This is a genomic window from Ollibium composti, assembly GCF_004801285.1.
GTDB classification, from domain to species: domain Bacteria; phylum Pseudomonadota; class Alphaproteobacteria; order Rhizobiales; family Rhizobiaceae; genus Mesorhizobium; species Mesorhizobium composti.
In genome coordinates, this window is the sequence record NZ_SSNY01000001.1 from 537,977 (window position 1) to 549,298 (window position 11,322).

The window sequence follows — 11,322 nt, forward strand, 5'->3', positions numbered from 1 at the left end:
GTCACCACGAGACTGACCGGCAATCACGATGAGACGATGGCAACTGGCGCACGGGCGCCATCTCGACCTCGGCGCCAAGGCCGTCGTCATGGGCATCCTCAACGTCACGCCGGACAGCTTTTCCGACGGCGGCCTGTTCGACGCGCCGCAGAAGGCGTTCGAGCAGGCCCGGCGCATGATCGACGAGGGCGCGGCGATCATCGATGTCGGCGGCGAATCGACGAGACCCGGCGCCCAGCCGATCACCGCCGGCGAGGAGCAGCGGCGCGTGCTGCCGGTCATCGAGCAGCTGGCGGACGAGGGCAGGGCGCTGATTTCGGTCGACACGTTCAGGGCCGAGACGGCGCGGCTGGCGGTGGCGGCCGGCGCCCATATCGTCAACGACGTCTGGGGCCTCCAGCGCGAGCCCGGCATCGCCGCGGTCGCCGCCGAAACCGGCGCCGGGCTGGTCATCATGCATACGGGGCGGGAGCGCGACGTGCTCGCCGACGTCATCGCCGACCAGACGATGTTTCTCGGCAAGTCGCTGGAAATCGCCCGGCAGGCCGGCGTGCCGGACGACTGCATCGTGCTCGACGCCGGATTCGGCTTCGCCAAGGAGACGGCCGAAATCAACCTCGAGCTAATGGCGCGCTTCGATGAGCTGCACGGGCTGGGCTTCCCGCTCATGGCCGGCACGTCGAGGAAGCGCTTCATCGGCACCGTCACCGGCCGCGAGGCGGCGGACCGCGCAGCGGGCACGGCCGCCACCAGCGTCATCCTGCGGCTCAAGGGGGCGCATCTGTTTCGCGTCCACGATGTCGCAATCAACGTGGACGCGCTGGCCGTCGCCGATGCTATGCTCGCCCTGGAGGCCGCCCGCCGGAACACACCATGACCACCTACACGATCCGCATGAAGAACTGCGCCTTCTTTGCCCGGCACGGCGTGCTGGACGAAGAGGAGGCGCTTGGCCAGCGTTTTTACGTCGATGCCGAACTGACGGTCGAGCCTGCTGCCTCGCTGGAAGCCGATTCCATCGACAGCACCGTCGACTACGGCGTCGCCTTCGGCGTCATCGAGGCGATCGTCACCGGCAAGCGCCGCTTCCTCATCGAGGCACTGGCGCTGGAAGTCGCCAAGGCGCTCGCGGCGCGCTTTCCAGAGATCAGGAAGGCCTCGATCACCGTCCGCAAGCCGAACGCGCCCGTGCGCGGCGTGCTCGACTACGTCGAGGTGAACGTTGTCTGGCCGCAATAGCACCGTCTATCTCAGCCTCGGCGGCAATCTGGGCGACCCGGCGGCTTCGATGGGAGCGGCGCTGCGCATGCTCGACGCCGACGCAACCACAGAGGTGGTCGCGGTCTCCTCGCTCTACCGCACGCCGCCATGGGGCAAGACCGACCAGCCGGATTTCCTCAATGCGGCGGCCAGGCTTTCGACCGGTCGAGACCCGCGCGGGCTGCTGGACCTTTGCCTGGAGGCCGAACGCCGGCTCAAGCGCGTGCGCGCCGAGCGCTGGGGGCCGCGGCTGATCGACATCGATATCCTGATGTTCGGCGACCGTGAAATTCACGAATCCGGGCTGGAAATCCCGCATCCGCGCATGGCAGAGCGTGCCTTCGTGCTGGCGCCGCTGGCCGAGATCGCCCCTGGCCTGACGGTGAAGGGCGCCCCCGCCGCAGACCGCCTCGCCGCCCTCGACGCCGCCGGCATCGAGCGATTGCCTTCGGGGCGCGATTGGTGGCAGCTTGGAGCGGAAGGGGACGGGGCAAAGGCATGAGCACCAAACTCGGCGCGCGTGAAGACCTGAGCCGCAAGCGCTTGCCCGGCGGCGAGGCGAAAGTCGAGTTCGTCGAACTGTTCTTCGACCTCGTCTTCGTCTTTGCCGTGACCCAGATCTCGCACGGGCTGCTCAACAACCTGACGCTGCTCGGCGCGTTCCAGGCGGCTTTCCTGCTGATGGCGGTGTGGTGGGTGTGGGTCTACACCGCCTGGGTCACCAACTGGATGGATCCGCAGCGCGGGCCGGTCAAGTTCATGCTGTTCGTGCTGATGCTGGCGGGCCTTGTGCTCTCCACCTCCATCCCCGAGGCATTCACCGAACGCGGCCTCATGTTCGCCGGCGCCTATGTGTTCATGCAGGTGGGCCGCACCGCCTTCACCGCATGGGCCTTCCGTCCGCATGATCGGCCGAACTACCACAATATGTGCCGCATCCTGGCCTGGCTGGTGCTTTCGGGCGTCTTCTGGATCGCCGGCGCGCTGGCCGAAGGCGAGGCGCGCTTCGCCTTGTGGATCGTTGCCCTCGTGCTGGAATACATTTCGCCGTCGCTGCGTTTCTGGACGCCCTGGCTCGGCGCCACGCCGACCACCGACTGGGACATCGACGGCGGTCACATGGCCGAACGCAGTGCCGCCTTCATCATCATCGCGCTCGGCGAATCCGTGGTGGTGATGGGCGCGACGCTCGCCGAAGTCGAACTGAATACTGGCGTCGTGCTGGCATTCCTCGCCTCGTTCGGCGCCTCGGTCGCCATGTGGTGGCTCTATTTCAACGTCGGCGCCGAGACCGGCCGCCATCGCATCGAGGTCTCCGACGATCCCGGCCGTATCGCGCGCATCGCCTACACCTACCTGCCGGTGCTGCTGGTCGGCGGCATCATCGTCACCGCCGTCGCCGACGAACTGACGGTGGCGCATCCGGACGGCCACCATGCCGACCTTGCGACCATTCTCACCCTTGTCGGCGGCCCGGCGCTCTACGTCTTCGGCAACCTCATGTTCAAGAAGGTCACGTCGGGCATGGTGCCCCTGTCGCACCTCGTCGGACTGGCGCTGCTGCTGCTCGTCGGGCTGGTCGGCCCCTATGCCGAGCCCTTGCCGCTCAGCATCGCCACGACCGTCATCCTGTTCGGCATCGCCTATTGGGAACAGCGCCTGGGCGAAAGCCGCGCCGCGCACAAGGCCTGAGTTCGGCCGGTCCCGAACGCCGGATCAACCGGCAAAGCCGCCGTCCTGGAGGAAGGCCCGCTCCTCTGCCGTCGTTTCGCGCCCGAGCGCCGCATTGCGGTGGGGGAAGCGGCCGAAACGGGCGATGATGTCGCGATGCTCGATGGCGTAGGGCATGTAGCTCTGCGGCGCCCGTTCCGAGAACAGGGCCACCGAGCGTTCCTGGTCAGCCATCGCTTCGGAATGCTCGAAGGGCAGGTAGATGAAGGCGCGCAGGGCGTCCTCCAGCGCCATGTCGTGGCCGGCGCCGACCACCTTTTCGGCAAGGTGGCGGGCGAGCGGGTCGGTCGCGAACATGTGGCCGGTGCCGCGAAAGCAGTTGCGGGGGAACTGGTCGAGCAGGATCATCAGCGCCAGCGCGCCTTCGGGATGATCGGCCCAGTCATCCAGTTCGCGCCGTGCCGCCGCATAGTGCAGGTCGAGGAACCGGGTGCGGAAATCGGCGTCGAAGGCGTCGTCCTTGCGGAACCACGCGTCCGGCCCCGCCTCCCGCCAGAAGCGGGTGACGGCAAGGGCGCGGGCGTCGATGGTGGCTGTCATGTTCCAGGCTCCGTCTGTTGTCTGCCGAGCACGCCGGCGGTTTCCTCGTTGAGCGCGCGGCCCGGCTGCCGGGGCGTCGTGACGGGCGCGGGCACCGGCGTCGCGATGTTGCCTTTCAGGAAGTTGCGGCCGTCGCGGATATCGCCGGCCAACTGCACCTCGAAGCGGGCGGCGTCGCGGCGGCGGACGTCTTCTATGACGTCGACGATCTCGTCCGGGTCGACGCCGAGTGCCTCCAGTGTCGAGCCACCGAACACCAGCGCCGATTCAAACGTCTCGCGCAACTGGTAGTCGACGCCGGCATGGACCAGTTGCAGCGCGGTGCCGCGGTCGAAGGCGCGTGCCAGCACCGTCGCCAGCGGGAATTCCGACTTGACCAGTTCGGCGATGCGCACGGCCGTCTCGGCCTTGTCGACGCAGATCAGCACGGCGCGTGTGCCGCCCGCGCCGGCGGCATGCAGGATGTCGAGGCGGGTGCCGTCGCCGTAGTAGACCTTGAAGCCGAAATTGGCGGCGGCCTGGATCATCTCGACGTCGTTGTCGATGATGGAGACGTCGACGCCGCGCAGGATGAGCGGCTGGCTGGCGATCTGGCCGAAGCGGCCGAAGCCGATGATGAGCACCGATCCGGTCAGGCCGTCGGCGACATCGACGCCTTCCAGCGAAAGCTGGTCGCGCGGGGCGAACCAGCGCAAGCCGACGATGGCCAGCGGCGTCAGCACCATGGAGATGATGACGATGGCGGTGAGCTGGGCGTTGGCGGCGCCGTCGATGAGGCCGACGGCCATGGCCGAGGAATAGAGCACGAAGGCGAATTCGCCGCCCTGCGCCATGTAGACGGCGCGCTCCAGCGCCTCCCGGTGCTGCGCCTTCAAAAAACGCGCCACGGCATAGATGCCGACCGCCTTGGCGACCATGTAGGCGACGACGTAGACGGCGATCAGCCGCCAGTTGGCCGCGACGATGGAAAGGTCCAGCGACATGCCGACGGCGAGGAAGAACAGGCCGAGCAGGATGCCGCGGAAGGGCTCGATGTCGGCTTCCAGCTGGTGCCGGAAGGTCGATTCGGAAAGCAGCACGCCGGCGAGGAAGGCGCCCATGGCCATCGACAGGCCGGAAAGCTGCATGGCGAGCGCCGATCCCAGCACGACCAGCAGGGCGGCCGCGGTCATCACCTCGCGGGCCTGCGAATCGGCAAGCACGCGGAACAGCGGGTTCAGCAGATAGCGCCCGGCGAAGACGAGACCGACGATGGCGGCGATGCCGATGCCGACCTCCTGCAACCGTTCCGCAAGCATGGTTTCGCCGCCGCCGGGCGCCAGGAAGGCGACGAGCGCGAGCAGCGGCACGATCATCAGGTCCTCGAAGAGAAGGATCGAGACGATCTTCTGTCCCTTCGGCACGGCGATCTCTCCGCGCTCCTCCAGCAACTGCATGACGATGGCGGTCGAGGTGAGCACGAAACCGGCCCCGGCGACGAAGGCCTGGGCGACGGGGAAGCCGCCGGCGAAGCCGGCGCCGGTGAGGAGCAGGGCGCAGATCGCCACCTGCAAGGTGCCGAGGCCGAAGATTTCGCGGCGCAGGCCCCACAGCCGCGACGGCTGCATTTCCAGCCCGATGATGAACAGGAACATGACGACGCCGAGTTCGGCGACGTGCAGGATCGCTTCCGGGTCGGAAAAGATGCGCAGCCCGAACGGGCCGATCACCAGTCCGGCGGCCAGATAGCCGAGGATCGAGCCGAGGCCTATGCGCTTGAAGATGGGGACGGCGACGACGCCGGCGGCCAGAAGCGCCACCACCTGGACGAGATCGCTGCTGGAAGCCTCTACGGCCATAGGTTGGTTCCGGGCTGGGAGGGTGGATCGCGCCTGAACATAGGGCCATCGCCCCCGCCATAACAAGGCGCGCGGCGAGCGAGCGGCCGATGTCATAAGGATGTAACGCGCGTAACCGTTAAATCTCGCGTGTGAGTTGCAGGCGGCCGGGGCTGCCGATAGAGGCTCGATCGTCGGTGGCGGGGGATTCCATCGCAATGTTGATCGCATTCCACCGTAAAGGATGATTTTGATGAAGAAATTTCTGTTGATCGCCGTGGGGCTGGCCGCTCTTGCGGGCTCGGCCTGTTCCAAGGCCCCCGAATGCACGACGGAGGAATTGACCAAGAAGGCGCAGGAACTGACGACCGCATTGCAGGAGGCGGTGACCAAGGATCCGGCCAAGGCGGCGGAACTGACCGCGAAGGTGCAGGACGTCACGTCGAAGTATCAGGGCGCCACGACCGCGGCCGAGGCCTGCAAGGCCTATGACGAGGTGATCGCGGCGGTGAAGGGCTGACACACTTGCTGTAGACCCGAAACGGCAAAGGCGACGGCCTCGCGGCGGTCGCCTTTTTCATGCGCGGAGGGCAGAGCCTTGCCGCTGCCGTCAGTTCTTGGCGATGGCGCCGACTTCCGAGGCGTCGACGCGCTTCAGGTTCATGCCGATCACCGGCACCATCTGCTTGTCGACACGGACCGAGACGGTGACGATCATCGAATTGCCGTCCGGCACGCGCGCCTGCATGACACCGTTGAGCTGCTTGCGGTTGATGGCGAAGACGACCTTGCGGCCGTCGACGACGTTGCCGGAAATGATGTCGAGGCCGGAGCCCTTCGAGCCGCCCATGAAGGAGCCGCGATAGCCGTTGCGGCCCTTGCGTTCGACGGTGGCCGACATCGGCTGGGTGAAGACGCCGACGCGGCAGCCGCCGTCCAGCGTCATGCCGATCTTGCCATCAGGCGTCGAGCCGGTGAAGTTGCAGGTGAATTTCGTGCCCTTGTACTTGCCGGCGACGATCTCGCCGGGGCCGACCCATTTGCCCTCGACGGACTGGAAGAAGGACTGATCCTTCTCGGCGGCGAACGCTGTCGTAGCAATGCCGGCCGAAGCGACGATCGCGGCAGGCAACAGGGCGGACAGAACCACTCTTTTCATAAACGACACCCGGCAATGGTAACGCTGGAGGAGACTGGCCCGACCATGAAGAATATTGGTTAATGCTTCGTCACCTCGGCCCCTGCAATGCCGGGAATTCGCGTTGCCGTCAATCGGCGGCGGCGCTTTTGCCGGACGCCCTGGCCGAGGCGAATTTGGTCAGCGCGGACAGGAAATCGCCCATGCCGGGCCGTCTCAGCGCGGTAAAGGGCAGGGGACGCGCCGTCTCCATCGCCGCGATACCGATGCGCGCCGTCATCATGCCGTTGACGACGCCCTCGCCGAGCTTGGCTGAGAGCCTGGCGGCGAGACCGTGGCCGACGATCTGCTGGACGAAGCTGTCGCCGACGGCGATCGAGCCGGTAACGGCCAGATGCGCCAGCACGCTGCGCGCCAGCCGGAAGAAGCCGAGCGTGCCGGGGCGGCCGCCGTAGAGTTCCGACAGGCGGCGGATCAGCCGGCCGGCCTCGAACACCACATAGGCGACGTCGACCAGCGCGCGCGGGCTGACGGCGGTGACCAGCGACACGCGCTTGGCCGCGTCCAGCACCATCTGTTTGGCCTCGGTATCGAGAGGTCCGAGGATTTCCGTTTCGGCCAGCCGCACGAGGTCGCCGCCGTCGATGATCTCGCCGCGCAGGTCCGCCAGCGCGCGGCGTCCGGCGGCGGTCTGCGGCTTGGCCGAGACGAAGGCGGACAGTTCGTCGACCACGGCGCGCGCGGCCTTGGGATCGTCGCGGGCAATCGCATCCAGCGCCCTGCCTTGCAGCTTCTCAACCTCTGCCAGCCGCCCGATGGCGATGAATTCGCGCAACAGGATGACGATAAGCGCCAGCACGGCGATGCCGGCAACCGCGGCGGCGAACCAGCCGAGCCACGCCTCGCGCTCGAACAGGTCGCGGATAAGACGGTCCATCCACAGGCCGACGGCGAGGGATACCAGGATGCCGAGGGCACTGAAGAAGATCGAGCCCAGCCACGAACGCCGGCGTGGTGCTGCCGCCGGCGGCGGTTCGGCGGCGACAAGGTCCGGCTCGTCGAAGACGTCGATTTCGGCCGGCGTAACGACGGCCTTCGCAACGGAGCGGGGCCTGCGCGGTGCGGCCGGGGTCGTTCCCTTCGGCTCCCGCCGGTCGTCGGCTTCGGGCTCGATGCGGAAGGCGGCGGGCTTGCGGGTCATGCCAGGCGATCTCCGATCAGGAATTGCAGCGCCCGGTCGAGCCTGATGTGCGGCAGCGACAGCGTCACCCCCTCGGCGGTGCGCTCAAGCTTCGGCGGCCGGAAGCGCACGAAGCGCACCGGCGCATCCATCGCGGCAGGCTTCGAAGCCAGTTCCGGTTGTTCGAAAACCGCATTGATGTCCTCCGGCAAGTCACCGGGAAATATGGCCGTTTCCGTCTTGCCGTCGAAAGTTTCGCCGTCGATGGTCTCGCCCGCCAGCGGCGTGCCGATGATGACGGGCAGCGTCTCCTTGCCCTGCTTGACGGTGCCCTCGCGGGTCGCCCGCACCGCCGCCATGGCTACCACGTCGACGGCCGCGCCGGAGAAATTGGCCCGCGCGATGGCGCGGTCGGCCAGCCGCCGCACGATGGCCTGCAGGCGGTCGTGGCTTTCGTGATGAAGGTGATCGGCCTTGGTGGCGGCGACGAGAATGCGGTCGATGCGGCGCGAGAACAGGTCGGTCAGCACGTTGCCGCGACCGGGTCGGAAGCAGGCGAGGATTTCGGTGACGGAACGCTCCAGGTCTGCCATTGCCGCCGGCCCGGCGTTCAGCGCCTGCAAGGCGTCGATGAGCACGATCTGGCGGTCGAGCCGGGCGATGTGGTCGCGAAAGAAGGGTTTCACGACATGCGTCTTGTAGGCTTCGTAGCGGCGCTCCATCATCGCCGCCAGCGAACCGGCGCGGGGCCGCTCTCCCGTCAGGTTTTGCAGCGGCGCGAAGGTCAGCGCCGGCGAGCCGTCCAGATCGCCCGGCATCAGGAAGCGGCCGGGCGGCAGCGTCGACAGCGCCCGCTCGTCGGCCTTGCAGGCCTTGAGATAGGCGGAAAAGCTCTCGGCAAGGCGACGTGCGGTCATTTCGTCGGCGTCGGCGTCCGGCGCGGCTTCCGCCGCCAGCGCGCGCCACTCGCGCGACAGATCGGCGCGCACCGGCAGTTCGGCCATCTCGAAGGCCTCGCGCGAGAAGTCGGCGAAGGATTTGCCGAGCAGCGGCAGGTCGAGCAGCCATTCGCCGGGATAGTCGACGATGTCCACCGACAGTTTTCCCGCCGAGAACATGCGGTTCCAGGCCGATGCCGATTCGTATTCGATGGTGAGGCGCAGTTCCGAGATGGCGCGGGTGGAGTCCGGCCAGATACGGTCCTTGACCAGGGCGGCGATGTGGTCCTCGTACTGGAAGCGCGGCACGGCGTCGTCCGGCTGGTGCTCCAGCACGGCGCGCGCGATGCGTCCCGATTTCTGCGCCTCGAACAGCGGCAGGCGTCCGCCGTGGACGAGGTTGTGGACAAGGGCGGAGATGAACACTGTCTTGCCGGCGCGCGACAGGCCGGTGACGCCGAGCCGCACCGAGGGGGCGGAAAACAGGCCGGCGGCGCGGCCCGACAGCGTGTCGAGGGCTATGCGCGCCTCGTCGGTGATGGTGGTCAGCGATGATGCCAAGTCGGGGCCTTTCGCGCGGGACCTCCGGAATGAAGGCCTCCCGATATAGGGACTGCGCGGCGGCTTTGGAACAGTTCAGCCGGCGGCCGGGGTCAGGAAGGCTTCCAGATAGCCGGTGCCGGTCGTGGCTTCGTCGAGGCCGTCGTCGAAACGGACCACGGCGAGGCCGGAGGTAGGAAAGCCGCTGGCCAGCGCGTCGCGCGCTTCCTGCTCGCCGTCGCCGGCGACGGCCATGGCAAGGTCCTCCATCATCGGGTTATGGCCGATGACCAGCAGCGAGCCGAAGCTGCCGTGCTCGCGGATGAGTGCGAGATAGCCGGTCGCGTCCTCGGTGTAGAGTTGGTCGAAGAAAAGCACGCGGCCGATATCGGCGTTGCCGGCAATTCCCTCGAGCGTTTCGCGCGCCCTGAGAGCATTGGAACAGAGCGTCAGGTCGGGCACATAGCCGGCCGCGGCCATCGCCATCCCGGTCGCTTCCGCATCGGCGCGCCCGACTTCGTCCAGCGGGCGGTCGAAGTCGCGTATGCCGGGCATCGCCCATCCGGCCTTGGCATGCCTGAGCAGATACAGCCTTTTCACCCGGCCTCCTTCCGACAGTCGGGCGCTCGCCCCGCGCCGGCAGAATTAGCGGGCGGGGCGGCTTTGCGCAATGTCGGCCGTGCATGGCTGACCTGCTCGAAACGACCGCCGGCGAGGGCCGAAACGGCGCCTGCGGCGGTCCCGACAAATGCGTGGACCTGTTGCCGTTTGCGCTTGTGCCAACGATTGACGGCGAATATATAGGCGCCAAATTTTGGGGTTGTCGGGTGAGTCGAATGAGCGAAATCATAGCTTCCGATTACGTACCCTCAGAAGACGAGCCGTTCATGAACGAGCGGCAGAAGTCCTACTTCAGGCAGAAGCTGGTCGTCTGGAAGACAGACATCCTGCGAGAGGCGCGCGAGACGCTCGAAATCCTCCAGCAGGAAAACGCGAACCATCCCGATCTTGCAGACAGGGCGTCGTCGGAAACCGACCGCGCCATCGAACTGCGGGCGCGCGATCGCCAGCGCAAGCTGATCTCCAAGATCGATTCGGCACTGCAGAGGCTGGATGAGGGCACCTACGGTTATTGCGAAGAGACCGGCGAGCCGATCTCGCTGAAGCGGCTGGATGCGCGTCCGATCGCGACGCTGTCCATCGAGGCGCAGGAGCGCCACGAGCGCCGCGAAAAGGTCTATCGCGACGACTGAGCACGCGAGCAGGCTATAGCGGGTAGCGCACAGGGGAATTCCCCTTGCGCGGTCGGCGTTTGGCCGCTCTCTCTTTAGCTACTGGCTCAGCGCTTGTGGCTGGCAAGTTCGCCGAGCAGCTTGGTCATCTCGTCGTCAAGCGTGTCCTGCTTGCCGGCGGCGGGCTTGGCTGCGGCGGCGTGTGCCTCATCGAGAGACACTTCGAGTTCGCTCATCAACGCATCGTCGATATCGTCCTGGGGCGCCGCTTTCGGGTGCGCGGCAGCGCCGTGCGGCGGCGTATGGGCGGGCGGCGTGGGAACCGGGCGCAGCGGCGCGGGGCGCGGCATCGCCTCGCGGATCGGCGTGACGGAAGCATGCGCAGGAGAGGCGTGCGGCGGGGAAGGCGGCTGCTGGCGCGGCGCCTGCCGGACAGGTTGCGGCGGCGGCGCCGGTTGCGGCCTTGGAGCGGGGGCGGGATGCTGCGCGTGAGCGTCGCCCGACAGCGATGGGCGGCGCGACGCAGACAGGCGGATATCGCGCTCGACCACCACGTCCGTCGGCCCGCCGATCAAAAGAAGGTGCTCGATGTCGTCGCGCCGTATCAGAACCAGCCTGCGGTGGCTGTCGACCGCCGTGGCGTCCATCACCGCCAGCCGCGTCTTGCGGTTGCGGCCGCCGGCGACGAAGGTGCCGAAGGTCAGGCCGCGAATCAGGCGGATGACGACGAGCACGCAGATCAGCAGAAGGAGGGCGGCGAAGGTCCACAGGATCGCCGGCGCGTAATTGGGGCCCGCCACGTCGTTCAACCAGTTCAGCATCACCTTCCCCCAACCCGCCATCGAACCCGCGGGCAGACTAGACCGCACAAAGCTGATATCGCAAGTTGCCTTTGCCCGGTGCGGGCATATGTCCACCGCTGGAGGCCGCTTTTCGGCGGACAAAC

13 protein-coding genes are annotated in these 11,322 nt (G+C 67.2%); 6 read left to right on the forward strand and 7 right to left on the reverse strand.

Annotation, left to right across the window (positions count from 1 at the left end; genetic code table 11):
- Positions 1-22: 22 nt before the first annotated feature.
- The 4 genes from folP to E6C48_RS02570 are packed head-to-tail and all read left to right on the forward strand — an operon-like array spanning position 23 to position 2,952.
- Positions 23-877 (forward strand): dihydropteroate synthase, encoded by an 855-nt coding sequence (gene folP, locus E6C48_RS02555; RefSeq protein ID WP_136353650.1) that lies wholly within the window; start codon positions 23-25, stop codon positions 875-877.
- On the forward strand, positions 874-1,239 hold the full coding sequence (gene folB, locus E6C48_RS02560) for a dihydroneopterin aldolase (RefSeq protein WP_136353652.1): 366 nt from the start codon (positions 874-876) through the stop codon (positions 1,237-1,239). Before folP ends, folB begins: the two co-directional genes overlap by 4 nt.
- On the forward strand, positions 1,223-1,762 hold the full coding sequence (folK, locus tag E6C48_RS02565) for a 2-amino-4-hydroxy-6-hydroxymethyldihydropteridine diphosphokinase (protein ID WP_136353654.1): 540 nt from the start codon (positions 1,223-1,225) through the stop codon (positions 1,760-1,762). The genes folB and folK overlap by 17 nt, the downstream gene beginning before the upstream one ends.
- The gene (locus E6C48_RS02570; protein WP_136353656.1) at positions 1,759-2,952 is read left to right on the forward strand and encodes a low temperature requirement protein A; all 1,194 of its coding nucleotides are present in this window, start codon (positions 1,759-1,761) and stop codon (positions 2,950-2,952) included. Before folK ends, E6C48_RS02570 begins: the two co-directional genes overlap by 4 nt.
- A 24-nt stretch (positions 2,953-2,976) precedes the next feature.
- Here the strand turns inward: E6C48_RS02570 and E6C48_RS02575 are convergent, their stop codons facing one another.
- Positions 2,977-3,531, reverse strand: coding sequence for a DUF924 family protein (locus E6C48_RS02575; RefSeq protein WP_136353658.1), 555 nt, complete (start codon positions 3,529-3,531; stop codon positions 2,977-2,979).
- Positions 3,528-5,369, reverse strand: a complete 1,842-nt coding sequence (locus E6C48_RS02580) for a monovalent cation:proton antiporter-2 (CPA2) family protein (RefSeq protein WP_136353660.1) — start codon at positions 5,367-5,369, stop codon at positions 3,528-3,530. The genes E6C48_RS02575 and E6C48_RS02580 overlap by 4 nt, the downstream gene beginning before the upstream one ends.
- A 232-nt stretch (positions 5,370-5,601) precedes the next feature.
- Between E6C48_RS02580 and E6C48_RS02585 the strand changes: the two genes are divergently transcribed.
- Positions 5,602-5,868 (forward strand): hypothetical protein, encoded by a 267-nt coding sequence (locus E6C48_RS02585; RefSeq protein WP_136353662.1) that lies wholly within the window; start codon positions 5,602-5,604, stop codon positions 5,866-5,868.
- 90 nt (positions 5,869-5,958) lie between these two features.
- On the opposite strand, the gene E6C48_RS02590 is transcribed toward E6C48_RS02585, so the two are convergent.
- The 4 genes from E6C48_RS02590 to E6C48_RS02605 form a co-directional block, all read right to left on the reverse strand.
- Positions 5,959-6,507 (reverse strand): hypothetical protein, encoded by a 549-nt coding sequence (locus E6C48_RS02590; RefSeq protein ID WP_136353664.1) that lies wholly within the window; start codon positions 6,505-6,507, stop codon positions 5,959-5,961.
- Between the two features lie 109 nt (positions 6,508-6,616).
- Positions 6,617-7,687 carry a YcjF family protein gene (locus tag E6C48_RS02595; RefSeq protein WP_136353666.1) on the reverse strand — a complete coding sequence of 357 codons (1,071 nt, stop codon included), beginning with the start codon at positions 7,685-7,687 and terminating at the stop codon, positions 6,617-6,619.
- Positions 7,684-9,165 (reverse strand): YcjX family GTP-binding protein, encoded by a 1,482-nt coding sequence (locus E6C48_RS02600; RefSeq protein ID WP_136353668.1) that lies wholly within the window; start codon positions 9,163-9,165, stop codon positions 7,684-7,686. Before E6C48_RS02600 ends, E6C48_RS02595 begins: the two co-directional genes overlap by 4 nt.
- Before the next feature lie 75 nt (positions 9,166-9,240).
- Positions 9,241-9,744 carry a SixA phosphatase family protein gene (locus tag E6C48_RS02605; protein WP_136353670.1) on the reverse strand — a complete coding sequence of 168 codons (504 nt, stop codon included), beginning with the start codon at positions 9,742-9,744 and terminating at the stop codon, positions 9,241-9,243.
- 236 nt (positions 9,745-9,980) lie between these two features.
- Between E6C48_RS02605 and dksA the strand changes: the two genes are divergently transcribed.
- On the forward strand, positions 9,981-10,397 hold the full coding sequence (gene dksA, locus E6C48_RS02610; protein WP_136353672.1) for an RNA polymerase-binding protein DksA: 417 nt from the start codon (positions 9,981-9,983) through the stop codon (positions 10,395-10,397).
- Positions 10,398-10,483: 86 nt separating this feature from the next.
- Here dksA and E6C48_RS02615 read toward each other — a convergent pair whose 3' ends face one another.
- On the reverse strand, positions 10,484-11,197 hold the full coding sequence (locus E6C48_RS02615; RefSeq protein ID WP_136353674.1) for a flagellar biosynthetic protein FliO: 714 nt from the start codon (positions 11,195-11,197) through the stop codon (positions 10,484-10,486).
- Positions 11,198-11,322: the final 125 nt, after the last annotated feature.

Bases quoted from the DNA above. Each gene is read 5' to 3' on its own strand.
- dksA (WP_136353672.1), top strand. From the start codon at position 9,981: ATGAGCGAAATCATAGCTTCCGATTACGTACCCTCAGAAGACGAGCCG.
- E6C48_RS02575 (WP_136353658.1), bottom strand. From the start codon at position 3,531: ATGACAGCCACCATCGACGCCCGCGCCCTTGCCGTCACCCGCTTCTGG.
- E6C48_RS02580 (WP_136353660.1), bottom strand. From the start codon at position 5,369: ATGGCCGTAGAGGCTTCCAGCAGCGATCTCGTCCAGGTGGTGGCGCTT.
- folB (WP_136353652.1), top strand. From the start codon at position 874: ATGACCACCTACACGATCCGCATGAAGAACTGCGCCTTCTTTGCCCGG.
- E6C48_RS02585 (WP_136353662.1), top strand. From the start codon at position 5,602: ATGAAGAAATTTCTGTTGATCGCCGTGGGGCTGGCCGCTCTTGCGGGC.
- E6C48_RS02595 (WP_136353666.1), bottom strand. From the start codon at position 7,687: ATGACCCGCAAGCCCGCCGCCTTCCGCATCGAGCCCGAAGCCGACGAC.
- E6C48_RS02590 (WP_136353664.1), bottom strand. From the start codon at position 6,507: ATGAAAAGAGTGGTTCTGTCCGCCCTGTTGCCTGCCGCGATCGTCGCT.
- E6C48_RS02615 (WP_136353674.1), bottom strand. From the start codon at position 11,197: ATGCTGAACTGGTTGAACGACGTGGCGGGCCCCAATTACGCGCCGGCG.
- E6C48_RS02570 (WP_136353656.1), top strand. From the start codon at position 1,759: ATGAGCACCAAACTCGGCGCGCGTGAAGACCTGAGCCGCAAGCGCTTG.